The sequence below is a fragment of the Chryseobacterium barbadense genome (assembly GCF_042849955.1).
Lineage (GTDB): Bacteria > Bacteroidota > Bacteroidia > Flavobacteriales > Weeksellaceae > Chryseobacterium.
This window is the reverse complement of the sequence record NZ_BAAFHL010000007.1, coordinates 54957-78513: the sequence shown is the minus strand read 5'-3', so window position 1 is coordinate 78513 and position 23557 is coordinate 54957. Positions and strand designations below refer to the sequence as shown.

Annotated in this window: 23 protein-coding genes; 19 read left to right on the top strand and 4 right to left on the bottom strand. The window is 37.2% G+C overall.

Features of this window, described 5'->3' with window-relative positions; genetic code table 11:
• The first annotated feature begins 3 nt into the window (after positions 1-3).
• From ACGHIN_RS05595 to ACGHIN_RS05585, 3 genes are all read left to right on the top strand, one after another.
• Positions 4-948, top strand: a complete 945-nt coding sequence (locus tag ACGHIN_RS05595; protein ID WP_390451586.1) for a hypothetical protein — start codon at positions 4-6, stop codon at positions 946-948.
• A 71-nt stretch (positions 949-1019) separates the two neighbouring features.
• Complete coding sequence (locus ACGHIN_RS05590) at positions 1020-1628, top strand: TerD family protein (protein ID WP_390451584.1); 609 nt, start codon at positions 1020-1022, stop codon at positions 1626-1628.
• An 86-nt stretch (positions 1629-1714) separates the two neighbouring features.
• Entirely contained in the window at positions 1715-2737 is a 1023-nt protein-coding gene (locus tag ACGHIN_RS05585) for a TerC/Alx family metal homeostasis membrane protein (protein WP_390451582.1), read from the top strand.
• Between the two features lie 44 nt (positions 2738-2781).
• On the opposite strand, the gene ACGHIN_RS05580 is transcribed toward ACGHIN_RS05585, so the two are convergent.
• Positions 2782-3786: a catalase family protein gene (locus ACGHIN_RS05580; RefSeq protein WP_390451579.1), complete on the bottom strand. Its 1005-nt coding sequence runs from the start codon at positions 3784-3786 to the stop codon at positions 2782-2784.
• 131 nt (positions 3787-3917) lie between these two features.
• Between ACGHIN_RS05580 and ACGHIN_RS05575 the strand changes: the two genes are divergently transcribed.
• The 8 genes from ACGHIN_RS05575 (at position 3918) to ACGHIN_RS05540 (ending at position 10181) form a co-directional block, all read left to right on the top strand.
• Positions 3918-4313 (top strand): DoxX family protein, encoded by a 396-nt coding sequence (locus tag ACGHIN_RS05575; protein ID WP_390451578.1) that lies wholly within the window; start codon positions 3918-3920, stop codon positions 4311-4313.
• 97 nt (positions 4314-4410) lie between these two features.
• On the top strand, positions 4411-5472 hold the full coding sequence (locus ACGHIN_RS05570; protein ID WP_390451576.1) for a sensor histidine kinase: 1062 nt from the start codon (positions 4411-4413) through the stop codon (positions 5470-5472).
• Positions 5450-6154 carry a LytR/AlgR family response regulator transcription factor gene (locus ACGHIN_RS05565; RefSeq protein WP_390451573.1) on the top strand — a complete coding sequence of 235 codons (705 nt, stop codon included), beginning with the start codon at positions 5450-5452 and terminating at the stop codon, positions 6152-6154. The genes ACGHIN_RS05570 and ACGHIN_RS05565 overlap by 23 nt, the downstream gene beginning before the upstream one ends.
• 68 nt (positions 6155-6222) lie before the next feature.
• The gene (locus ACGHIN_RS05560) at positions 6223-6657 is read left to right on the top strand and encodes an FKBP-type peptidyl-prolyl cis-trans isomerase (RefSeq protein ID WP_123262713.1); all 435 of its coding nucleotides are present in this window, start codon (positions 6223-6225) and stop codon (positions 6655-6657) included.
• Between the two features lie 135 nt (positions 6658-6792).
• Positions 6793-7743, top strand: a complete 951-nt coding sequence (locus ACGHIN_RS05555; RefSeq protein WP_390451572.1) for a hypothetical protein — start codon at positions 6793-6795, stop codon at positions 7741-7743.
• A gap of 66 nt (positions 7744-7809) precedes the next feature.
• Positions 7810-8220, top strand: coding sequence for an Rrf2 family transcriptional regulator (locus ACGHIN_RS05550; RefSeq protein WP_390451571.1), 411 nt, complete (start codon positions 7810-7812; stop codon positions 8218-8220).
• 54 nt (positions 8221-8274) lie between these two features.
• Positions 8275-8928, top strand: coding sequence for an NAD(P)-dependent oxidoreductase (locus ACGHIN_RS05545; RefSeq protein WP_390451570.1), 654 nt, complete (start codon positions 8275-8277; stop codon positions 8926-8928).
• A gap of 116 nt (positions 8929-9044) precedes the next feature.
• Complete coding sequence (locus ACGHIN_RS05540) at positions 9045-10181, top strand: MoaF-related domain-containing protein (protein WP_390451568.1); 1137 nt, start codon at positions 9045-9047, stop codon at positions 10179-10181.
• A 105-nt stretch (positions 10182-10286) separates the two neighbouring features.
• On the opposite strand, the gene ACGHIN_RS05535 is transcribed toward ACGHIN_RS05540, so the two are convergent.
• The gene (locus tag ACGHIN_RS05535; RefSeq protein WP_390451566.1) at positions 10287-11315 is read right to left on the bottom strand and encodes a M23 family metallopeptidase; all 1029 of its coding nucleotides are present in this window, start codon (positions 11313-11315) and stop codon (positions 10287-10289) included.
• Positions 11316-11542: 227 nt separating this feature from the next.
• Between ACGHIN_RS05535 and ACGHIN_RS05530 the strand changes: the two genes are divergently transcribed.
• From ACGHIN_RS05530 to ACGHIN_RS05495, 8 genes are all read left to right on the top strand, one after another.
• Entirely contained in the window at positions 11543-12583 is a 1041-nt protein-coding gene (locus ACGHIN_RS05530; RefSeq protein ID WP_390451564.1) for an NAD(P)H-dependent glycerol-3-phosphate dehydrogenase, read from the top strand.
• 146 nt (positions 12584-12729) lie between these two features.
• On the top strand, positions 12730-14235 hold the full coding sequence (mqo, locus tag ACGHIN_RS05525) for a malate dehydrogenase (quinone) (protein ID WP_390451561.1): 1506 nt from the start codon (positions 12730-12732) through the stop codon (positions 14233-14235).
• A gap of 76 nt (positions 14236-14311) precedes the next feature.
• Complete coding sequence (locus tag ACGHIN_RS05520; RefSeq protein ID WP_390451559.1) at positions 14312-14713, top strand: hypothetical protein; 402 nt, start codon at positions 14312-14314, stop codon at positions 14711-14713.
• Between the two features lie 5 nt (positions 14714-14718).
• Positions 14719-15582, top strand: coding sequence for an AadS family aminoglycoside 6-adenylyltransferase (locus ACGHIN_RS05515; RefSeq protein WP_390451557.1), 864 nt, complete (start codon positions 14719-14721; stop codon positions 15580-15582).
• A 19-nt stretch (positions 15583-15601) separates the two neighbouring features.
• Positions 15602-16219: a DUF1684 domain-containing protein gene (locus ACGHIN_RS05510; RefSeq protein ID WP_390451555.1), complete on the top strand. Its 618-nt coding sequence runs from the start codon at positions 15602-15604 to the stop codon at positions 16217-16219.
• 1 nt (position 16220) lies between these two features.
• Positions 16221-16694 (top strand): GNAT family N-acetyltransferase, encoded by a 474-nt coding sequence (locus ACGHIN_RS05505; protein ID WP_390451554.1) that lies wholly within the window; start codon positions 16221-16223, stop codon positions 16692-16694.
• Positions 16695-16768: 74 nt separating this feature from the next.
• On the top strand, positions 16769-17578 hold the full coding sequence (locus tag ACGHIN_RS05500) for a glucose 1-dehydrogenase (RefSeq protein ID WP_390451552.1): 810 nt from the start codon (positions 16769-16771) through the stop codon (positions 17576-17578).
• Positions 17579-17773: 195 nt separating this feature from the next.
• Positions 17774-20431 carry an MGH1-like glycoside hydrolase domain-containing protein gene (locus tag ACGHIN_RS05495; protein WP_390451549.1) on the top strand — a complete coding sequence of 886 codons (2658 nt, stop codon included), beginning with the start codon at positions 17774-17776 and terminating at the stop codon, positions 20429-20431.
• Between the two features lie 171 nt (positions 20432-20602).
• On the opposite strand, the gene recO is transcribed toward ACGHIN_RS05495, so the two are convergent.
• Positions 20603-21289 carry a DNA repair protein RecO gene (recO, locus tag ACGHIN_RS05490; protein ID WP_390451546.1) on the bottom strand — a complete coding sequence of 229 codons (687 nt, stop codon included), beginning with the start codon at positions 21287-21289 and terminating at the stop codon, positions 20603-20605.
• Complete coding sequence (gene porZ, locus ACGHIN_RS05485; RefSeq protein ID WP_390451544.1) at positions 21289-23556, bottom strand: type IX secretion system anionic LPS delivery protein PorZ; 2268 nt, start codon at positions 23554-23556, stop codon at positions 21289-21291. The genes recO and porZ overlap by 1 nt, the downstream gene beginning before the upstream one ends.
• Position 23557 lies beyond the last annotated feature (1 nt).

Here is a 23557-nt window from a genome sequence, read left to right as displayed (position 1 = left end):
AAAGTGGATGAGGAAGCGGTAAGCATAATGTCTCAAAGCAAAAGAAGATTAACGAAACTTAAGCTTCTTTCGAATTTCTTTGAAAATGTAGATATAATATCGATTTACATCAAAACAGATATTATACACAAGCTGTTTGAAGAAAATAAGACATTGGACTACAATAAGCTGGAGCTTTTTCATCTGCAATATACAGACAGTCTGATAGAACTGTTGAACAAGATCAAAAAGAAAAAAGAAAATGATCTGTTGGCTGTCATTAATGAAATTAATATCAATACGCAGTATATTACGGCTTTTGAAGAAAAGAAGGCAGATAGTTTTGAAATAGACCGGAAATTATATAGTGGTACCTTTTCTCAGCATCTAAAAAATATATACAAAGATCTTACGGAAGATAAGTTTACGGTGAACTGGAATGATGTTCTGTACTTTCATAAAAAATATGCGGCAGAATTCTACAGGATGGAGGCTGATGAAGAAAAACTGAAATCTCATTCAGTTCCTTCGTATCGATATCAGGATTATTCCATAGAAAGGAAGTTGTTGGGCAAGCTCAATATACAGAATTTCAAAGTCCGTTTTGTATGTGGCTACAGGATCAACAGGAATGAATATGAGCTGTTCAGGATATTTCAGTCTGATGAGCATTTTATATTCAATATTGAAGAGAAGAAAATGTATCTGATTGATGATGAGTTGTCTTATCTCGATACTTCGGAAAATGAGTCCAGTCAGATCTCAATCATCAATCAATTGAGGAGCAAAAATGAGGAGCTGGAAGAAACTATTCATGAAAAGAAACGGACTTTGCCTGACGATGTGGATTCTGTTTTAAAAGACTATCTTAGAAATCTTGAAAATGTGGACATCATGAGCAAAATTTTTGATGTGAATGAAGAAACCAATATTCTGCGGGCAATGCTGAATTTGAATATAAATAACTAAAGCAAAGAACGATTTTGCATATTTGCAGTTTAACGATTTCAAAAAAAATAATAACAACTAAACATAAAAAAATGGCTATTAATTTACAAAAAGGTCAAAGAATTAACCTGACGAAGGAAAATGGTACAGCGCTTACCCAGGCTTGTGTTGGAATCAACTGGGGAGCAATTGAAAAGAAAGGATTATTTGGAACAAAAAGAGAAGCAGTAGACCTTGACGGAAGCTGTATTTTATATGATTCAAACAAAAATGCAACAGAAATAGTATATTTCGGAAATCTGAAATCTAAAAACGGTTCTGTAAAACATAGTGGTGATGATTTAACGGGTGACGTTAACGGAGACGATGGACTAGATAATGAAGTGATCACGGTAGACTTCAGCCAGCTGGATTCTAATGTGGAATATGTGGCGATGGTGCTGAACAGCTATAAAGGGCAGGACTTCGGAACAATTCCTTTTGCTTCCATACGTATTTATGAAGGTTCTCCGACTAATGTAAGAGAAGTTTTCGCGAAATACGATATTGCTAATGATGCTTCTTTCAAAGGTCATGTTGCCATGGTAATGGGTGTTTTTTATAAAAGAAACGGAGAATGGAAATTCAATGCGATCGGAGATCCTACCGCTGATAAAAAATTGCAGGAAACCATTCAGACAGTTCAGCAAAAGTATTTATAAGCATTTATCAATCTGAAAATAATTAAAAGTGGCAATACCTGTTTTTACAGTTATTGCTTTTATACTATTAAATAATAACTATTAAAGTGGAACAAAGTCAAAGTATCCTGGATTTACATCCGGGCTTGGTGTGGGGATTCGCCATCACAGTCGTCATTATGTTGCTCCTGGATTTAGGGGTTTTCAATAAAAAGAGTCATGAGGTATCTTCAAAAGAAGCCACCATCTGGTCTATTGTATGGATCTCGCTATCCATGGTTTTTTCCGGGGTAGTGTATTGGGTATTCAACCAGGCTGAAGGCCATACTCTTGCTGTGGAAAAATTCACGCAGTATCAGGCTGCTTACTGGATAGAAAAGGCACTTTCGGTAGATAACCTGTTTGTGTTTATCCTTGTTTTCGGGTTCTTTAAAGTTCCCAAACATCTCCATCACAAAGTATTGTTCTGGGGGATCATCGGTGCATTGATATTCAGGGCCATATTCATTTTTGCAGGAATCGGTTTGATCAATATTACCTATCTTCCGGAGATGAATATATTTGGGGAGCCGGTGAAAATTAATGTTGTCATGACTCTTTTTGGATTATTTCTGGTCTATGCGGGAATCAAATCATGGGGTGAAGGCGAAGACGATGATAATGAAGATTTCAGCGATACACCGGGTGCAAGGCTGATCAAAAGTTTCTGGAAAGTTTCGGATAATTATGATGGAGATAAATTCTTCACCATTCAGAACGGAATCAAAATGGCTACCCCTCTTTTGGTGGTAGTAGGAGTTATTGAATTTACAGACGTTCTTTTCGCTGTGGATTCCATTCCGGCAATTTTTGCCATTTCAAATGACCCGTTCATTCTTTACACCTCGAATATTTTTGCCATTTTAGGGCTTAGATCACTCTACTTCTTATTGGCCAACTTTATTCATATGTTCAGTAAACTGCCTTATGGTCTGGCCATTATTTTAGCCTTTATCGGGGTTAAAATGCTGATTGCACCATGGGTGCATATCCCTTCACCGGTTTCATTGGGAATTGTAGGTGGCGTGCTATTGATTTCAGTTCTGTTATCAGTTCTGTTCCCTGAGAAAGTTACGGGAGATAAAGAATAATAAAAATAAATAATAGAAAGGCTTTACATTTTGTAAAGCCTTTTTTATTTGTATTTTAAAAGCTTATTGATCTTGAGTCTGGTTTGCATTGAAATTTTATAAGCTTCATGACGTAGCTTTTGTATTTTGCCAACAGGCTGGAAAACAGGCTTGCTTTCAAAAGGGTTAAATGACAGCATTTCATTTTCACAGGCATAGGGATTGAGTAAAGAATTCTTTTCGATCTTTATTTCTCCTATTTTGATGTAAGGTGAATTTTTCCATTCCACATTCAAACGGTTAATCGGCTGGTCCTTCAAATTATAGCAAATCTGGATAAGCACTTCAGCAGTATAATCATGAGACATAAAAAATTCTTTCATAGCCTCTTTCACTCCCATTTTCCTTTCAAAATTCTTGTCGATGGAAATTGGATTTAGTCTTATTTTGATCATATTTTCACCCAATCTATAAGCGCCAATCGAGAAATAGTCAAAGGATAAAATGAAATTTTTCCTCTTAAAGATAAATTGTATAGTTTTTTTAAGGAATGATAAGGTAAAAAAAGATGGGGTGGCTTTTAAAAGCTGTATGATCAAAGGAAGTACGTTGCCCCATTTTTTAAGAAATAATCTGTTGATGGCTGTAAATATTTTCAGAAAAGTGCTTACTGAATTAACGGGAAACAACGGAAAATTAACCAAAGGATAGTTGGCAATTGTGTTGCTATTTTCGTCTCTGACTTTTACGGAAAAACCATAAGCAGGAATATCGCTTTTATTCTTTTGGATTTTCAGATGGGCATTGGAAAACCGTATGATCAGGTCAAATTCCTCCTTATCAAAGAAGAGCCTCAGCTCATCAGGAATATCGTGATGGATAATAAATTTCCCTCTTGCTACTGCATATGTTTTAGCGTGTGCATTCCTTGTGGCATAATGTACGTCGCTTAAAGAAGATGATTGTTCAACAAAATCCGCAATACTTTTTTTATTAATTTCCAGAAGCTTTCTCTCTTCATCTGTTAACTCATCAAAAGCCTTATTATATTTCAAAGCATGATCTGTCATATATTTCTCAGTCCAATTATAAAGCCAAATATAACTTTTGAATATTAATAGACAGTTAACTGTAGTTTATCGAAATTGTTAACATTCCTGCACTTTTAATAATATTTTTGAATCATAAAATGGAATGATGTATGGACCATACAATTTTACTAAGGCTTTCTTTGGCTTTCATACTGATGATGCATAGTATACCCTCCATAATCAGTGGGGATATCAACAGTTTTGGAAAAGATTATCTGGATGGGATAGGATTTTTTCCGTTCGGAATTTATATAGCCTGGATGGTAAAATTGATCCATGTTTTTTCTATATTTTGTCTGGTAGCAAATAGATTTTTAAAGATAACGGCGATAGCCAATATTCTGATTTTCATAGTCGGCATTATTTTGATACATGGTAAAGAAGGTTGGTTTGTAGTAGGCGGAGGCAGAAATGGCGTGGAATTCAGCCTTCTTCTTATCATGTGTTTTCTGAGTGTTGCCTTCCCGAAAGAATTCCTTCATTTCAAGAAAAAGAATGCTTCGTAGATGAGAACGTGCTGTTAGTAGATTTTTACGAGATAACATTTTATGAATGAAGAATTTTGCTCCATAATAATTGGAGCAATTTTTTTAGCTTTATCCAATGAACGAAAACAAATTAAAACATCATATCTATTTTTGGATATTTTATTTTCTGTTAGAGATTCATGCAGAATTTGCCTATCTTTTGGAAGCACTTAAACATCTGTCTCTTTCAAAACCGTTGATATTTTATTATTCGGTCTTATCAGAGTTTTGTTTTTTGTTTTCAGAAATTCCGTGTTTTTATCTTTTTCTGGCGGTTGCGGACGGGAGAGTTCCTCTGTTTCATTCAGTATGGAAAAAAATAGTCGCAACAATCCTTATTATAGTTCTTGGAATAATAGCCTTCAGATTAATTTGTCATGATTTTGTCTACCCTGTTATTTATGGAATCGAAGAAGACATTTCAAGGTTCTCCCGGTTTGGGATTTTCAATGCCGTAATGAATATTATTTTTGCCATGGCTTTAGGCTTTGGTTTTGAAAAGTCCAGGCAGCAGATAGAACTTCAGAAATACCTGAACGATATTAAAACTGAAAAATACCACAACGAAATTAAATTTCTAAAAGCCCAGATCAATCCGCATTTCCTGTTCAATACCCTTAATAATATTTATGGGCTCTCCCTGAAGAAAGCAGACGAAACCCCTGAAATTATCCTCAAGCTATCCAAAATGATGCGGTTTAATATTTATGAATCCAATCATAATATTTCCATTTTCAAGGATATTGATAACATAAAGGACTTTCTGGATATTCAAAAGCTAAGGTACCGGAATCTCGATCTTGAATTTACAGAGGATATTGATAATCCTTCCCAGGAGATCTCTCCGCTCATCCTCTTACAGTTTATAGAAAATGCTTTTAAACATGGAGCTTCAGAAAGTTTGCAACGTGCCTATATCCATATTCATATACAACTTAAAAACGGAACTTTATTATTTACCATTGAAAACTCCAGGGAAAATCATGTAAAAGATACCACCAAAATCGGGATGACCAATATCAAAAGACAGTTGGAAATCCTGTATCCGGATCACAGTCTTACAATTGATGAGCAGAATGAAAAATATTCAGTTGCTCTAAAAATAAACTTTAATAATGGAAACTCAGAAAAAATATAATTGCCTGATCGTGGAAGATGAACCCATCGCTGCAGAAATCATTGAAAACTACATCCTTCGGAATAACGATCTGGCCATCACAGGAAAATGTGCGGATGCGGTTCATGCAGCAAATATATTATCTTTCAACAAAGTTGACCTTTTGTTTCTGGATATGAACCTTCCGGTGGTCAAAGGCTTTGATTTTTTAAGGAAACTCAGCGATCCTCCTTTTACAATAGTCACCACTGCCTACCAGGAATATGCTTTGGAGGGATATGATTTTGATATTGTAGATTATCTGATGAAACCTGTTTCTTATGAGCGATTTCAGATTGCACTTAATAAATTCAGGCATTTGGCAGAAGCGGAAGAAGCACTCATGGAAGCCGTTAATAGCGATTATATTTTCATCACCATCAGAAAAAAGCAGTATAAAATTTACCTTGAAGACATTTATTATATTGAAAGCTTCCGCGAATATATTACAGTACATACAAAGAAACAATCCATAACGGTAAAAATGCCGATCAGCAAGATGGAAAATATGCTGAATACTTCAAGATTTATCCGCATTCATAAATCTTATATTGTTTCTTTAAAAAAGATTGAAGGCTTTTCAGCTGCAGAAATAATAATTAATAATAAAAAGCTTCCTATAGGCCGGACTTATAAAAATATCCTGAAGGAAATTAAAATCTGACTAAGTTCTCAATGACTCATTGGAAAGCACTTGTTATTTTTAATTTATCTTTGTAAAAATATTCAACAATGGGAGTGTCAGATTTATTAGCCAAACGTAAAAAAGAGCAGGCGGAAAAAAACCTTAAGGAAGGGAAAGCCTATATGGAAGAATACGGCAAAAGAGAAAGCGTGGTACAATTGCCAAGCGGTTTGCAGTATGAAATCATTACCGAAGGAGACGGCCCGAAACCAGGTCCGAAATCCACAGTGAAATGTCATTATCACGGAACTACCATTGCCGGTAAAATCTTCGATAGCTCTGTAAAAAGAGGTACACCGGCTTCTTTTCCTTTAAACAGGGTGATTGAAGGATGGACAGAAGCCCTTCAGTTAATGCCTGTAGGAAGCAAATGGAGACTGATCATTCCACCACATTTGGCATATGGAGATCAGCAGATCAGCAAAGAGATTGGACCTAACAGCACGCTGGTTTTTGAAGTTGAGCTATTAGATATAAAATAAGGAGTACCTTAAATATAAATTAAAATTGACCAGTACTAAGGTCAATTTTTTATTTTGTATTATATTAGTATAACAATTGATAAACCTTTTTGCTTCACGCTGTTGTTTGTGATCATCCGTTGAAAAATAGATTGAATGAAAAAAATATTTTACCTTATTGCGATCTTGAGCGTATTGACTTCTTGTGTATCCAAAAAGAATCAGACGATTAAACAAAATATTCTTACCCTGAAAGACAGTTACTGCAAAGCTCCGTTCAAATATAATTATACCAATACAATACCTTCGTATAATTCAGACTCTATTTTAACGGCCAATAAGGAATTGAGAGGAATGTTCTCCGATCAAAGTATTTTGATTTTAAATGCATTGGACAACCTTGATGAAGTTCACCAGATCATCAAGCTTAAAAAAGACTCAGCCATCACTTCCCAGGTAAAAGTTTTGCAACTTAAAGGCAAGATCAACAGCAAAATTACGATTGCCTTAACGGAGCTTGATGCTGTAGCCGCAGAATTCGATTGTGAGGGAGAAAGAGTGGCACAAATAGGGAATTATGTAGATAACCTCAATGATTCCAGAAATAATAAACTCATTTTATATTCAATTGTTGCCGGAGCAGCGGCTTCCATTGCAGGAGGTATCATTAAAGATGACGGATGGAGCAGTGCTGTAGATATTGGAGGAGGAGCTTTAGGAGCCGGTTTTGGATTAGCCACTTTAAATCCAAAAGGCAAAAAAGTGGAATTTATCCATCAGAGAAATCTTTTAAGAGATATTTGGCGTGAAAAACTGGAATCCCCCAATTTCCCGCCTTTCATCTGGTATATGTATACTGAAAAGAAGTTCTCCAACAAAGAATCTCATTCGATCATTCAGAATATGAAAGAAAGATGGCTTCATTATCAGTTTGATGATAACAAGGAGGCAGCAGACCAGTCTGTTATCTTCAGTGACGGAGGATTTTACAGAGCAGACGATCTTCATAACCGGGCCGCAATGCTCAATCAGATGCAGTCGGCGACAAGAACCATTAATCAGAATATCAATTATTTATTACTGGATCTGGACCGTTTGATCTTATGATAAAAAATAAATGTAATAAAATTTGTTACATTTAAAAATTTGTTTTACCTTTGCCTCGTAATTACAATGAACAATACAAGATTTGCTACGGCAGTACATATTATGACTCTACTGGAAAAAAGCCCTCAGGAATGGTTAACTTCTGAGTGGATGGCAGGTAGTATCAATATAAATCCTGTGATTGTTCGCAAAGAGCTCAGTGTTTTAAGAGAAGCTGGCTTAATTATAAGCAGACAAGGGAAAGAAGGAGGAAGCAGGCTTGCCAGAAATCCTGAATCCATCAGTATTTCTGAAATTTATTCGGCAGTAAAGAATACCGAAGTTTTAGGAAAGAAAAATCAGAATCCTAATCCGGCTTGCAGTGTCGGAAAGGAAATCAACGTTCATTTGAACACTCTTTTTGATGAAACAGATCAGTTGGTAATCAGGTTTTTAGGAAATAAATCATTGAAAGAGTTCAGTGATCAGTTTCAATAAATTTTTTTTAATCATAAATGTAACAAAAATTATTACAATTAAAAATAAAAGAATATGAAAAAAGTAGCAGTAATCGGTGCGACAGGATTTGTAGGTTCGCACGTAGTGAAAGAATTGGAAAACAGAGGATATGAAGTACAGGCTATTGTAAGAGATGCCTCTAAAATTCAGCAGAACGAAAAAGTAACCGCCAAAAGCATTGATATTAATAATGTAGAAGAACTTGCGGAAGGTTTAAAAGGAAGCGATGCCGTGATCAGTACCTTTAATGCGGGATGGACCAATCCGAATCTTTACCAGGATTTCCTTACAGGATCTGAAAATATTGAAAAAGCAGTAGAGCAGTCAGGCGTGAAAAGGCTGATAGTTGTGGGGGGAGCAGGAAGCCTTTATACTCCGGATAACATCCAGATTGTTGATACCCCGGATTTCCCTGAGGCTTACAAACCGGGAGCAGCTGCAGCAAGAGATTATTTAAATAAAATCAAAGAAAACAATACATTGGATTGGACGTTCTTCAGCCCGGCAATAGAAATGAATGCAGCCAACATAGGAACAAGAACAGGAAACTACAGAACTTCTTTAGAAACTCCGGTATTCGATGAAAATGGAAGAAGTATTCTTTCTGTAGAAGATGTTGCCGTTGTTTTAGTAGATGAATTGGAACAGAACAACCACATCCGCGAACGTTTTACCGCAGCTTATTAATATGATAATCAAACCACAAAAGACACAAAAGTGTTTATCATTTCACATAGCTTTTGTGACTTTGGTGGTTGAAAGATAAAAATTTAACCCTTTATCATCAACTCAAAAAAAATAAAATGATACTTAAAAAGAAATTATTCTCACTCTTATTATTGCTTGGTTTTACAGGTATTCTGTTAGCAGGCAACTTAAAAATCAAAGTCTATAATCCGGGGACAAAAGCCATTTTCCCGATTACCTCAACGATTATTTATGGTGATAAAGAAGCCATACTTGTTGATGCCCAATTCCAGAAACAATATGCAGAACAATTGGTTAAAGAAATAAAAGCAACCGGAAAGAATCTAACAACTGTTTTCATTTCTCACAGCGATCCGGATTTCTATTTTGGGCTCGATGTTATCAAGAAAGCATTTCCGAAAGCAAAAATTATTTCGACAGCCCAAACCGCTTATTTGATCTCAGCGTCAAAAGATGATAAACTGGCTGTTTGGAAACCGCAACTGAAAGAAGACGCCCCTTCGGAAATTATCGTTCCTGAAGCTGTGAATGCAATTCCCGATCTCGAAGGAAATAAAATTGAGATCAGACAAAACCCGGAAGATCCTGCCCATAGTTTCCTTTGGATCCCTTCCATCAAAACCATCGTAGGCGGAATTTCAGTTTCTACAGACTCTCATCTTTGGATGGCGGATACACAAAATGAAAAAGCCATTGATCAATGGATCGGACAGATCGATGCTATGAAAACATTAAAACCGGAACAGGTAGTTCCATCTCATTTTGCCAAACAATCCCTTTCTCCAAACGCCCTTGATTTTGTTGAAAGCTATCTGGAAAATTATAAAAAGGCAGTTACAGGAAATAAATCATCAGATGACGCCATAAAGTTCTTGCTGAACAAATATCCAAATCTTCCCGGAAAAGACGAATTGGGGATGGGCGTAAAAGTATTTTTCGGGAAAATGAAATGGGATTTAAAATCTCCTTATCCGGCGATTGGAAGAAAAGTGGAAGCCGATTTGGGCGGAATGAAATTTGTCCTGGAATTTAAAGATCATAAAACAATGACTTTTGTAGGTACGGAAGGCACTTTGAAAGGTGCTACGGACACCGTGCAGTATACAGCCGTTGAAGTGGCTAAAAATGTCTTCATGGTCTATTGGCATGAACCCAAAAGAGGAGACAATGTCACCCATGTACAGGATTATAGCAATAACGTAGTCTATACGAATATTGCTGGAACGGACTGATCATTTTTACACCTTAAAGGGACTTTGAAAATTTTAGAATAGTAAATCCAGATGAATAAAAAAGCTTCGGCGGCTGTCTTTGACAGCCGCCGAAGCTTTTTTATTTTATAAGTTCATAAATAATTTCGGATTCACCGGAGTATTGTTTTTGTGTACTTCATAATGAAGATGAGGTCCTGTAGAACGTCCGGAATTCCCGGATTTGGCAATTACCTGACCCACTTTTACCTTATCATTGGTTTTTACCACCAATTGAGATAAATGTCCGTAAAGAGTGGCAAGGCCGTTTCCATGAGAAACGATCACACAATTTCCATAACCTCCTTTTTGTCCGGAGAAAATTACGGTTCCTGCAGCAGCAGCTCTTACATCGGAGCCAAAGGCAACAGCAATATCCAGCCCTTTATGAAATTGCATCTGGTCAGCTTCCGCAGGTGGATTGTTTCCTTCGGCTGAAACTTTAGAGCCTGTAGTAGCAACAGATTTAGCAGAACTTGTAGAAGTTGGGGCAGCAGCGGTATTATTCGCTTTTGGAGTTACCATTACTTTTACTTCTCTTTTATTTCCATAGCTGTCTGTAAGTTCAATTGTTTTTTCAACAGGTTCAGCTTTTACTTCCGGTTTTGACGCCGAAGCAACAGCAGGAGCAGCTTTAGACCCTGTTGAAGGAGATTTTACAGAAGCAAAAACCCTTTTAAAAGGAATCGGATTTTTTCTGATGCCGAAATTAGACGAAATATATCCGTCTGTAGGCATTCCCAAAGGGACCTGCATCAGTTTATTTTGTAAATCCATTAAATATTGGCTGTATCGGTTGGCTTGTTTCGCCAGGTAAACAGAATTGGAAATACTGTCTTGGCTAAGGATCATCAGTTTTTCATTAGAGATGCTTTTTGATTTCAGGAATGAATTCAGCTGCGTTACGGTCTGATCTACTAAAGTGAGATCCGTTTTCATTTTTAAGTAATCTACACTGTCTCTTTCAGTGTTTATTTTGACAAGGTTTACTTCATACATTTTGTCATCTCTTTCGGAAAACAGTTTAGCGATGAAAATACCTTGCGCAAAAACTACTAATAAAAGTCCTCCGAGAAGGATATTTATGTTCTTTTTGCTGTTTAGAAATTTCTTCATATTTCTTCTCTTAGTATTAAAATAACGGTTTTTAAAAGCGTGCAAATTTAATTAAAAATAAGTTTTGAGGGTTATTTTTAACAAAAATTTAGTTATTTCTGTATTTAACGCCCAATTAAATATTTAATTGTGTTCAAGTGTTAATTTTTTCAGAAATCGGATTTTATCATACATCAAAAGCTTTCTTACGTCTTTGTTTTAATATATTTGCAGTTCACATTTCAATTATGGCGAAAAAGAAAACAATTTCAGAATCTTCAGGTCCGAAAAAAAATAAAAACGAAGTTTCCGTAGGAGTAGTAGGAAGCGGAAGTTTTGCGACGGCTATTGTGAAAATGCTGGTTGAAAACTGTAAAGTAGTGCATTGGTGTGTAAGAAGCGAATTTGTGAAAGGAGCCATCGAACTTCGTGGTCATAACCCTACTTACCTTACAGCAGCTACTTTTAACCTTAAATCGCTGAAACTTACAACGGATATTAACGAACTGGTTTCCGCATGTGATATTATCGTATTGGCAACGCCGTCCATTTATCTTTCCGATACGTTGGATAAAATGAACTGTGATTATAAAGACAAAATCTTTGTTTCTGCCATTAAAGGGATCATTCCCAAAGTCAACGATGTTGTAGCTCATTACCTGAGAGATGAATTCCAGATCGGTTTTAGAAACCAGGCGGTTATTGCAGGGCCATGTCATGCAGAAGAGGTGGCGATGGAAAGGTTATCTTACCTTACGATTGCCGCTGTAGAAGATGAAACTTCAGAGAAGCTGGAAAATATTTTTAATTCCGATTTTATTAAAGTGCATTCCAGCAAAGACATTTTAGGGAATGAATACAGCGCGATCCTTAAAAATATCTTTGCCATCGGAGCCGGAATTGCCAGCGGATTGGGATATGGAGATAACTTTACGGCAGTTTTCGTTTCCAATGCCATCCGTGAAATGGAGACTTTCCTGGAAGCCATTTATGAAGCACCGAGAGACGTCAACGAAAGCGCTTATTTGGGAGACCTTTTGGTAACCGCTTATTCATTATTCTCAAGAAACAGAAGCTTGGGAAATCTTATCGGAAAAGGATACACCGTAAAATCTGCGATCCAGTCCATGAATATGGTGGCGGAAGGATATTATGCGGCAGATTCCATCTACAAAACAGCGAAACAAAAAGGCCTTAAACTTCCGATCATCGATACGATTTACGGAATCCTTTATGAAGGCAAAAATGCCGAAAAACAATTCAGAAAGCTTACAACAAAATTGAATTAATAATTCCATTGAACTATATAATAACACCAATGAAATTCATTGGTGTTTTTTATGGCTTTTTTTGAAGAAAAATTAACGTGTTAAAAACGTTAAACACATTCCCATTCTTAAAACTTTTCACGAAATTCGTGATAAAAATACAGTTTATGTCACATTCACTCACAAGCAGAACACCTAAACCTGCCTATGATGTTGTCCTCATAGGAGGCGGAATTATGAGCGCCACTTTAGCCACTTTACTTCACGAATTTGATCCCAATTTGGAAATTGCCATCTTTGAACGGCTGGGAAGATTTGCTAAAGAAAGTACCGCAGCTTGGAATAATGCTGGAACCGGGCATTCCGCTTTTTGTGAACTGAACTATACTCCTGAAAAAGAAGACGGAACCATTGATATTTCCAAAGCAGAAAGTATCGCAGAACAGTTTGAGATCTCTAAGCAGTTTTGGGCTTATCTGATCACCAAAGGATATATACAACAGCCTAAAGATTTCATTAATTCCTGCCCGCATATGAGCCTGGTGTTTGGCGAAAGAGATGCAGGGTATCTTAAAAAACGCCATGAAAAAATGATACAATCTGTTCTATTCTCCGGAATGGAATTTTCTACAGATCATGAAAAGCTTAAAGAATGGATTCCCCTGGTCATGAGCAAAAGAAACCAATCTGAAACCATGGCAGCCACTAAAATGGACATGGGAACAGACGTCAACTTCGGGACTTTAACGAGAAAGATGGGCAGACATTTGCTTGAAGATTCCAATGTAGAGGTATTCCTGTATCATGAAGTAAAAGACATTGATCCCCGCGAGGACGGAAAATGGGAAATGAAAGTAAAGGACAGGATCCATAACCATAAGCAGGAAATAGTGGCGGATTTTGTTTTCATTGGAGCTGGTGGATATGCATTACCGCTATTAGACAGTTCTGATATTAAAGAAAGTGAAGGTTATGGAGGTTTTCCGGTTTCCGGACAATGGCTGGTAACTCATAATCAGGAGCTTGTGGAAAAACATCATGCAAAAGTGTATACGCAGGCAACGGTAGACGCCCCGCCGATGTCCGTTCCTCACCTGGATTTAAGAATTATTGATGGGAAGAAAGCTCTTCTTTTCGGTCCTTTTGCAGGATTTTCAACCAAATTTCTGAAGGAAGGAAGCTATCTGGACCTGCCCGAGAGTATCAACACTAAAAATATAAGATCTCTTTTTGGAGCATGGTGGCATAATATACCTTTAACCAAATATCTTATCCAACAGGTAGCCATGAATAAAGCACAGCGAATGCAGCATTTGAGAGAATTCATTAAGGATGCTAAAGAAGATGACTGGGAATTGAAAGTAGCCGGACAAAGAGTACAGATCATTAAAAAGGATGAAAAAGAAGGCGGTAAGCTTGAATTCGGGACAGAAGTAGTGGTGAATAAGAAAGGAACGATAGCATCACTCTTAGGCGCGTCTCCAGGAGCCTCCACGGCAGTACATGCCATGCTGAATGTTATTGAAAAGTGCTTTCCGGGTAAACTCGAAGGAGAATGGAAAGATAAACTTCTGGAAATGGTTCCTTCCTATGGTCAAAAGCTGGCCGGAAACCCTGAACTTACTAAGAAAGTGAGAAATTATACCAAAGAAAAACTGGAATTAGAATATTAAAAAAGTGAATAGTGAATCGTCAATGTGAATCGATAGGCATTTGAAATCATTGACTATTCACAATTGACCATCAATTATGTCTGAAACAATTACAAAACCGATCATTGTAAAAGAAATCCTGGAATCCCTTCAGACTAAAGTAGAAGAGGAGAAACAAGTGATTGTGCATTGCTGTTTTCCGGCTTCCCCTTTTTTGGGAAATCTGATCCGGATTTGGCATTCTACCTATCTTTTCGATAATCAGTCTGAGCATAGGAGCAAACTGATCCACGCAGAGAATATTTCCATATTCCCGTATTGGACGCCAGTTCCTTTTATGCAGGATTTTTGGTTTACGTTGGTTTTTTCGGGGCTTCCAAGAGATTGTAAAAGTTTTGATCTTAAAGAAGTCATTCCTGAAGAAGGCGGTTTCTTCGTAGAATCCATCAAAAGGAACTCTTCAGATATTTACAGAGTTAAAATTTCAGAAGCCTATTAATTTCTATGGAAGTCAGAGAAAAGAAATTGAAACAGATCTTGGATTGGGCCGAGAAAAATCCCGATATCCGTGTTGTTCTGTTAACCAGCTCTCTGGTAAATCCGTATGCTCCTGTTGATGATTTCAGTGATCTGGATATTGAACTGGTATTTGAAAATATGGAACAGTATAAGGAGGATAAAAAATGGCTGGAACTTTTCGGAAAACCGATTTCAATGGTAGAAGAAGACGAAACCTTTTTCGGAGGTAAGCATGCCATGAAAATGATATTGTATGAAGATCATGTGAAAGTTGACTTTAAATTATACTCGAAATCAGAATTTATCCAAGAAACAAAGCAGGAAACCCTGAATGAAGACTGGGATGTAGGTTATAAGGTTTTGATTGACAAAGATGTTCTGACTGCCCATTTGAAACCTCCTACTTATGCGTCAGTAATGATCCAAAAGCCTGCGGAACAACATTTTCAGCAATTGATCAACGATTTCTGGTGGGATACCACTTATGTTGCCAAATGTCTTAAGCGCAGGGATCTGTTTTATGCCAAGTTCATGTCTGAAAATGTGATTAGAACAGATTATTTGGTTCCTTTGCTGGAATGGTATATTGCAAGCGAATATAACTGGGAAAAAATTACCACGAATAAGCACGGCAGGCTTTTCAGAAAATATCTGTCTCCTGAGCTTTGGGAAAGAATTGAAACCACCTTTTCAGGAAGCAATATTGCAGAAAACTGGAACGCTTTATTTGCTTATGCAGATTTAGTTCACGAAATAGGTATGGAGCTTTCGGAAAAAATGAACTACATTTATCCTGCACAAACAGAAAAAAAAGTAAGAAAATACCTTCACGAAGTGAAAAACCTGTAAAATATATAAGAATTAATTTATGAAAAGATATATAATCCTGTTCCTGATCCTACCATTGTTTGTTTTGGCTCAGAAAAATTCAAAAGAAATGGCGGAAATTAAAAAATTTCAGAAAGAACTGAATGCAGAATATCTGAGTCCAAAAGAAACACCTTTACGTGGAGATAATTTAGCTCGCTTTAAAGAACATCCATTCTTTCCCGTAGACCTGAAATACAGAGTTGCCGCCCGAATTTCTAAAACAGAAAATGCAATACCTTTTGAAATTCCAACCTCTTCCGGAAAAACCAAGCTTTATATAGAATATGGCAGGGTTAATTTTAAGCTGGACGGAAAACCATACTCACTCACTTTATATCAAAGTCTGGATCTTATCAAACAGGAAAAATATAAAGACTATCTTTTTTTACCTTTTCGAGATGCCACCAATGGAAAAGAAACATACGGCGGCGGAAAATACATGGATTTGAGAATTCCTAAAAAAGGAAATACCATTATATTGGATTTCAATCAATCTTATCAACCGTATTGCGCTTATAACGCCCATGATTACAATTGCCCGATTGTCCCGGAAGAAAACAAGCTTCCGATAGAAATCCGTGCAGGAGTGATGTACGAAGATATTTATCATCATTAATATGGTCAGCTTACAATTTTTTCAACCCGAAGATCTTCCTGACCTGAATTACGAACTGGACGAAACACAATCACAGTTTACGGCAATGGCAGAGGAGGCATTACAGCGGATCAGAGAAAGACAAGATGATCTGGCTCATCCCGTGACTATTTTTTATAGGGAAAAAGCAGCCGGTTTTTTTGTGTTGGATTTTGGAGATGATAAATTCGATCTTACGGATAATCCTGATTCGGTTTTGGTTCGTTCATTATCCATTAACCCCGCTCTTCAGGGAAAAGGCATAGGGAAATCGGCCATGCAGAAAATAGATGACTTTATAAAAGATAATTTCAAAGATTGTCATGAAGTTGTACTGGCCGTAAATAAAAAGAATACTTCTGCTTTTGAATTATACCTGAAAACAGGATACCTCTATGAAGGAAAAACAAGGATCGGAAGAAACGGACCACAATACCTCATGTACAAAAAACTTTAAGAAAAATTTAATTCCCTGTTTTCTGTTTGGCGTGATACTTTCTGTTAACTTTGAGTAACATCAAATCAAAAACTATGGAAATATCACTTCGAAACCAGGTGGCTATTGTTACCGGAGCTTCAAGCGGAATCGGTACCGGAATTGCCCAATCACTCGCTTCGGCAGGAGCAGCAGTTATTGTCAACCACTCCTCCGAAAGATCTCTGGATGATGCTAAGACAGTTGTAAAAGAGATTACGGATGCAGGGGGAAAAGCGATTGCTTACCAATGTGATGTTTCCAAAGAGGATCAGGTGATCAAAATGTTTCAGGACGTAATAGCAGAATTGGGAACCGTTGATATTTTAGTCAACAATGCAGGAATCCAGAAAGATGCAAAATTTACGGAAATGACCATCGATCAATGGAACGCCGTGATAGGAGTCAATCTTACAGGCCAGTTTCTTTGTGCAAGAGAAGCGATTAAAGAGTTCTTACGACGGGGAATTGATACTTCACGTTCCGCAGCCTGCGGAAAAATTATTCATATCAGTTCAGTACACGAGGTGATCCCCTGGGCGGGACATGCCAATTATGCTGCAAGTAAAGGTGCCATCAGAATGCTGATGCAGACTTTGGCGCAGGAATATGGAGCGGATAAGATCCGGGTTAATTCTATTTGTCCGGGAGCTATTCAGACACCTATTAATACCAATGCATGGAGTACACAGGAAGCCATGAATTCCCTTCTTACCCTCATTCCATATAACAGAATCGGCCAGCCTCAGGATATCGGTAATCTGGCTGTGTTTTTAGCAAGCGATGCCTCAGATTATATTACCGGAGCCAGTATATTTATTGATGGTGGAATGACCACTTTTGAAAGCTTTTCTACAGGAGGATGATACTAGTTTATAGTTGAGAGTTATAAGTTAAGAGTATTCGGCTTTAGCTTAACTTTGATCGTTGAGTATCGAAAGCAAAGTTTAAGCTAATATTTTTATAAAACTTATGGTTAAATTTACTATCAATATTTAATCCTGACATCCTCTTAGCTATAAACCTAATTCATAATTCATAACTCATAACTCAATACACCTATGACTGAAAAGCAAAGAATTCCGGATATCTCATGGAAAAAATGGGGACCCTATGTGAGCAACAGAGAATGGGGATTGGTACGCGAAGATTACAGTAACAACGGAGATGCCTGGAATTATACCCGACACGATATGGCAGAATCCAAAACGTACAGATGGGGTGAAGAAGGAATTTGCGGAATCTGTGATGATTTGCAGCAGCTTGTTTTCTCAATAGGTTTTTGGAATAAGAAAGATAAAATAGTAAAAGAGCGATTTTTTGGCTTGACCAATGATCAGGGAAACCATGGAGAAGACGTAAAGGAATATTTTTATTACCTGGATTCCACACCTACCCATTCTTATATGAAAATGCTGTATAAGTATCCTCAAAACGCTTTTCCTTATGATGATCTTTTGAAAATCAACAGTGAAAGAAGCAAGGAGGAGCCTGAATATGAGCTGATTGATACCGGTATTTTCGATCAAAACGAATATTTTGACATTTTCATCGAATATGCCAAAGAAAGCCAGTCAGATATGCTCGTAAAACTGACCATTATCAATAAGTCCGGAAAGAAGGCACCATTGATCATTTTGCCTACGATTTGGTTCAGGAATACATGGAGTTGGGGATATGATGATTATAAACCTCAATTATGCTCAGAAGAAGCCAATTGTATTAAAGTAAACCACAAAAACCTGGAAGTAAAAAATGTATATGCCAAACAATCTTTGAAAGTCCTGGTCTGTGATAATGAAACCAACTCCGAAAAGCTGTACGGCTCACCCAATACATCCAAATACTGCAAAGACGGGATCAATGAATTTGTTGTAAACGGGAATACTCAATCCATCAATCCAAAAGATATAGGAACCAAAGCCTCTTTTTTTATTGATGAATATTTTCAGGCTGAAGAAATCAAAACCTTTGAATTCAGGATTACGGATAAAGATCTCGCCCAGCCTTTTAAAGCATTTGATGAAATCTTGGCATGGAGACAAAAAGAAGCAGATGAATTTTATGCGGAAATTCAGGCGGAAATCTCATCTGATGTTGAGAAAATGGTCCAAAGTCAGGCTTTTGCGGGATTGCTTTGGAATAAAATGTTCTATCATTATAACGTGGAAAAATGGCTGAAAGGTGATCCGGCAGAAGTAAAGCCTCCGAAATCCCGTGAAAGGATAAGAAACTATGACTGGAAGCACCTCAACAATGAGCATATTATTTCCATGCCCGATAAATGGGAATATCCTTGGTATGCAACGTGGGATCTGGCTTTCCATGCCATAAGCTTTTCTCTGATCGATCCTGATTTTGCCAAACATCAGCTGAAGCTTTTCCTTTTTGAATGGTATATGCATCCGAACGGCCAACTTCCGGCTTATGAATGGAATCTGAGCGACGTGAACCCACCCGTTCATGCGTGGGCTACTTTCCGGGTCTTTAAAATTGACGAATATTTAAAAGAGAAACCGGATATTGAGTTCCTGGAAAGTGCATTTCAGAAATTGACGATGAATTTTACCTGGTGGGTCAATAAAAAAGACAATAACGGCAACAATATTTTTGAAGGTGGATTTTTAGGATTGGATAATATCGGGGTTTTTGACAGAAACGCAGTGCTTCCGAATGGCGACCAGCTTGAACAATCGGACGGAACCAGTTGGATGGCGATGTTTGCCCTGAATATGATGAGAATTGCGTTGGAATTGGCACAATACAACAAGGTGTATGAAGAAATGGCGACCAAGTTTTTCGAGCATTTTCTGTCCATTGCCAACTCATTGGATAATATGGGGGACGAAAATTTCAGCCTCTGGGATGAAGAAGACGAATTCTTCTATGATGCTCTTGCTTCCAATGATTGCAGCCACATGTATTTAAGACTAAGGACTATCGTAGGTTTAATTCCTATGTTTGCGGTTGAGGTGATTGACGATGAGATGATTGAAAATCTTCCGAATTTTAAAAGCAGGATGAACTGGGTACTGGAAAACAAGCCTGAGCTGGCCGCTCTCGTTTCTCATTGGGAAGTAAAAGGGCAGGATTCAAAGCATTTGCTTTCTCTTTTGCGTGGTCATCGTTTAAAAAGATTATTATACAGGATGCTGAATCCAAAGGAATTTTTAAGCGATTATGGGGTTCGTGCATTGTCTAAAGAATATGAACAAAATCCTTATCATTTGAATTTAAACGGAACAGATTACAGCGTAAAATATACTCCTGCGGAAAGTGATAGTGATCTTTTCGGCGGAAACAGCAATTGGCGTGGGCCGGTTTGGTTCCCCATCAATTTTTTAATTATTGAAAGCCTTCAGCGATTTTTTTTCTATTATAGCCCTGATTTTTTAGTAGAATATCCTACAGGAAGTGGAAATTACTTTAATCTGGATCAGATTGCAGATGCTTTAAGCAAAAGATTATCCAGAATATTCTTAAAGGATGAAAACGGAAACCGTCCTGTGAACGGGCAGTATTCAAGATTTCAAACCGACCCTGATTTCAGGGATTATATCTTATTCTATGAATATTTCCATGGGGATAATGGGCGTGGAGTCGGGGCATCTCACCAGACAGGGTGGACTGGTTTGATTGCCAAAATTTTACAGCCTAGATTTTCCAGGAAAAAAATGGCGGAATCTGAAACCAGAATGCCGGATGAAGCGAAATCGTAACATCGTTGAATTATAAATCTGTAGAATATGGGTGTGTTTTAGGTGTAGGTTTGTCATTCAGCGGAACGCAGTGGAGTGTGGAATCTGTATTTTTATTATGTAGCCGTTGAAATTTCTACGGAATGACAAATACTAAGCATACAATCGTTTTTGGCGGAAAACAATTTTGCCTTATTCAAAAATCTGTTGAATTACTTCTAAGGAAGCTGGTATTCTGAAATCCGTAATATGATAATGATAGTATACCAAAAGACTGTCCAGGAAGTTTTTTCTGATTTGCGGATGAATTTTTACCTGATAAGGCTGTTCAGAGGTGAGAATATTTTTCCAGATCCCGGAAATTTCCTCATTAAATAACTGATGGGTTAAACCATGTGAAAATGTACCTGTTTCCGGATCTAAATACCTTCCTTCATTAATTAGAGGAGCAACTCCCTGGATCTTTAAAATTTTAATAAGGAAAATCAAATGACATTGATAATTATGTTGAATCAATTCATCAATCAACTCATCAATGCTTAAGAATATTCCCGGATTTTTATTCTCATGCCTCAAAATCTGGTTCAACACATCGGATATAAAAAATACAACCGTATTAGCTTTGATATCCGTATACATATCATGATTTCGTACAAGTTCAAACTTAGAAACAGATTGTATACTATTTCCCTTCGCTGAGTTGATGGAAAAATTAAGCTGATTCAAAGGTAAAAGAAGCGCCTTCTTCTTGTTCCTTTTAGAATACACTCCCTTCAGAAAATAACTTTGAAAGCCGTCTTCTTCTGTAAAACAATGCAAAACCGCATCATTTTCCCCATATTTTATAAATGAAAGTAAAAATCCTTTTTGTGAGTTCATTAATTCACCACAGCTATTTTAGCGGTAGCTTTATCCGATCCGTCTTCATTAGTCATTAAAACAAAATAAATCCCGGAAGCTACTCTGGAACCTCTCTGGTTATTGAGATCCCATTCGTAATAGCCACCTCTTGCCACAGCCGAATGCACTACGTTTCCTGCTGCATCGGTAATTCTTATATTGGCTTTTTCCGCAAGACCTTTGATGGTTACCTTACCTTTGAAATTAGAATACACTACAGGATTCGGGTATACCAACACATTACCGAAATTGGAAGTTACATCTGCTACATCACCCTGATAAGTAACAATTCCGTCATAAGATACAAAATATACTTTTCCGGTTTTTCTATCCACTTTGATGTCTGTGATGCTGTTTGTGGGAAGAGGAGAGTTCTCTTTGGTAAAATGTTTTATGGTTTGTTGCCCGTCTGAAGATAAGTAATAAACACCACCTCCGTCTACGGAAACCCATTTATGGTCTCCTGCATCTACTTCTATCTGCAATATCTGTGAATCTCTGAAAAGCTCTTCACCAATGCCGTTTTGCTCAATAACAATCGGGGTCACTTCAGCATCCGGATCTTTTATAGCTACCACAGCATTGGACAGGACTCTTAAACCACTGTCACTACCGATCCATGCATCCCCGGCCTTGTCAATGGCCACCGAAATCGTACCATTTGAATTTCCTGCGAAACCATTGGATTGGCTTAAAGTAAATATGCCGTCGTCCGAAACATTGGTAGGAGTATTTTTATAGTCATAAGCCAAAAAATTGCTGCTTCTGGGAAGGGGAACCCAAAATAACTTTTCATAGTATAAAGGCTTTTGAGTAGCTGAACTGAAATTGGTATCCTTAACAATGAATTTATCTGCTGCTTTATCATACACTGCCATTCCGGCAGTACCGGTTCCCACAAATGAAATGGAAGCAAATAAATTATTCTGATCATCATAGGTAAGCCCTACAGGACGGACATAATAAACACTTGGAGCTTCCAGGTCATAATAGTTTACGAAATCAAAGTCTTTGGTAGAGGCATTGTATTTCATTTTGTGAATACCATGCCCGTCTGAAAAAGTGTAATTGGCAAAAAAGACCTCACTGTTATCACTTGGATTTGCTGTTGCATCCAATACATTAAATACTTTGTTGGAGTTGATGAAATATGATGGATAAATCCATTGCATCCCATCGAAGTAATAAAATCCCGGATTTTTAGCATTGTTTAGCGGAAGATTAAACCTTGCCTCTCTTCCTCCAGTGGATACCAGAAGCTGGTTATTATCATATAGGCTGATTTTATAGGAATAATTAAAATAAGGGCCATCCGGTTTAAAAACAGCATTACTTTCATCTTTAATTCCCGATAAAACAGTTCCTCCATATACCTTTCCGTTTACCGAAGTTGCGGTATTACATTCTTCACCGAAGCTTACAGTTCCGCTTGCCGTTCCATTAGTATTGAAGGTGTAAATTCTGTTTTGATCTGTCACCACAATATTATTTGCGGTAGTAACAACATCATGAATCTTAGTAAATGTTTGGGGTAATAGGGTAGAAGCTCCACTATTGTAAAGATATGCACTAGTGGGATTTGAAAATGTAAGGACAGATTCTGAATCAATATGAGTGAAAGCACCTGCCATTTCTGTTGTCCAGGTAGAAAAAACAGGGAAGGTAGTATTCATCTCATGGCTTTTTAATCCTGTATTGGTTACAGAAAAAACCTTATTGCCAAGAATCGTAGCTTCATTACTTGCTTCATATACTCCGGCTGTCATAAAAAAAGCAGAATCTCCGAATTCTTTAGTGGTTAAATTAAAAATAGAAACTCCATATCCCACAGATACTACAGCCTTATCACCTGTAATGGAGATATGATTGATCTTTTTACTTCCGTTATACCCGGTAGCAATTGGGATATCTACAACATAAATGATACCTTCCGGTGTGATGACATCTAAAGATCCGTTCTTATAACCCACGAGACCTATTTTGGTTTGAGGATTATAATCAAAAGCAGAAATTTTAACATCGTGCAAGCCATTAGCTTTAGAAAGCTTAGTGATTTCACCAGATGAAATTGTATAATAAAAGATTCCGTTTTCTGTAGCAGCAACTATTTTTCCGTTATCTTCCTTCATAGCCAGAACGTTATTATAAGAGAATAAGTCTGCCCATTTTTTTGAAGAGATTACCTGTGCGTTTACCAATTGCAAAGAGGCTAAAATACCAAGGGAAATGATGGAGAGTTTTTTCATA

What these genes read in the sequence shown, in the direction of transcription:
- ACGHIN_RS05535 (WP_390451566.1), bottom strand. Translation starts at nt 11,315, where the DNA reads ATGAAGAAATTTCTAAACAGCAAAAAGAACATAAATATCCTTCTCGGA.
- recO (WP_390451546.1), bottom strand. Translation starts at nt 21,289, where the DNA reads ATGAACTCACAAAAAGGATTTTTACTTTCATTTATAAAATATGGGGAA.
- ACGHIN_RS05555 (WP_390451572.1), top strand. Translation starts at nt 6,793, where the DNA reads ATGAAAAAAATATTTTACCTTATTGCGATCTTGAGCGTATTGACTTCT.
- ACGHIN_RS05505 (WP_390451554.1), top strand. Translation starts at nt 16,221, where the DNA reads ATGGTCAGCTTACAATTTTTTCAACCCGAAGATCTTCCTGACCTGAAT.
- ACGHIN_RS05495 (WP_390451549.1), top strand. Translation starts at nt 17,774, where the DNA reads ATGACTGAAAAGCAAAGAATTCCGGATATCTCATGGAAAAAATGGGGA.
- ACGHIN_RS05565 (WP_390451573.1), top strand. Translation starts at nt 5,450, where the DNA reads ATGGAAACTCAGAAAAAATATAATTGCCTGATCGTGGAAGATGAACCC.
- ACGHIN_RS05550 (WP_390451571.1), top strand. Translation starts at nt 7,810, where the DNA reads ATGAACAATACAAGATTTGCTACGGCAGTACATATTATGACTCTACTG.
- ACGHIN_RS05540 (WP_390451568.1), top strand. Translation starts at nt 9,045, where the DNA reads ATGATACTTAAAAAGAAATTATTCTCACTCTTATTATTGCTTGGTTTT.
- ACGHIN_RS05530 (WP_390451564.1), top strand. Translation starts at nt 11,543, where the DNA reads ATGGCGAAAAAGAAAACAATTTCAGAATCTTCAGGTCCGAAAAAAAAT.
- ACGHIN_RS05545 (WP_390451570.1), top strand. Translation starts at nt 8,275, where the DNA reads ATGAAAAAAGTAGCAGTAATCGGTGCGACAGGATTTGTAGGTTCGCAC.
- ACGHIN_RS05520 (WP_390451559.1), top strand. Translation starts at nt 14,312, where the DNA reads ATGTCTGAAACAATTACAAAACCGATCATTGTAAAAGAAATCCTGGAA.
- ACGHIN_RS05500 (WP_390451552.1), top strand. Translation starts at nt 16,769, where the DNA reads ATGGAAATATCACTTCGAAACCAGGTGGCTATTGTTACCGGAGCTTCA.
- ACGHIN_RS05575 (WP_390451578.1), top strand. Translation starts at nt 3,918, where the DNA reads ATGGACCATACAATTTTACTAAGGCTTTCTTTGGCTTTCATACTGATG.
- mqo (WP_390451561.1), top strand. Translation starts at nt 12,730, where the DNA reads ATGTCACATTCACTCACAAGCAGAACACCTAAACCTGCCTATGATGTT.
- ACGHIN_RS05590 (WP_390451584.1), top strand. Translation starts at nt 1,020, where the DNA reads ATGGCTATTAATTTACAAAAAGGTCAAAGAATTAACCTGACGAAGGAA.
- ACGHIN_RS05570 (WP_390451576.1), top strand. Translation starts at nt 4,411, where the DNA reads ATGAACGAAAACAAATTAAAACATCATATCTATTTTTGGATATTTTAT.
- ACGHIN_RS05510 (WP_390451555.1), top strand. Translation starts at nt 15,602, where the DNA reads ATGAAAAGATATATAATCCTGTTCCTGATCCTACCATTGTTTGTTTTG.
- porZ (WP_390451544.1), bottom strand. Translation starts at nt 23,556, where the DNA reads ATGAAAAAACTCTCCATCATTTCCCTTGGTATTTTAGCCTCTTTGCAA.
- ACGHIN_RS05560 (WP_123262713.1), top strand. Translation starts at nt 6,223, where the DNA reads ATGGGAGTGTCAGATTTATTAGCCAAACGTAAAAAAGAGCAGGCGGAA.
- ACGHIN_RS05515 (WP_390451557.1), top strand. Translation starts at nt 14,719, where the DNA reads ATGGAAGTCAGAGAAAAGAAATTGAAACAGATCTTGGATTGGGCCGAG.
- ACGHIN_RS05580 (WP_390451579.1), bottom strand. Translation starts at nt 3,786, where the DNA reads ATGACAGATCATGCTTTGAAATATAATAAGGCTTTTGATGAGTTAACA.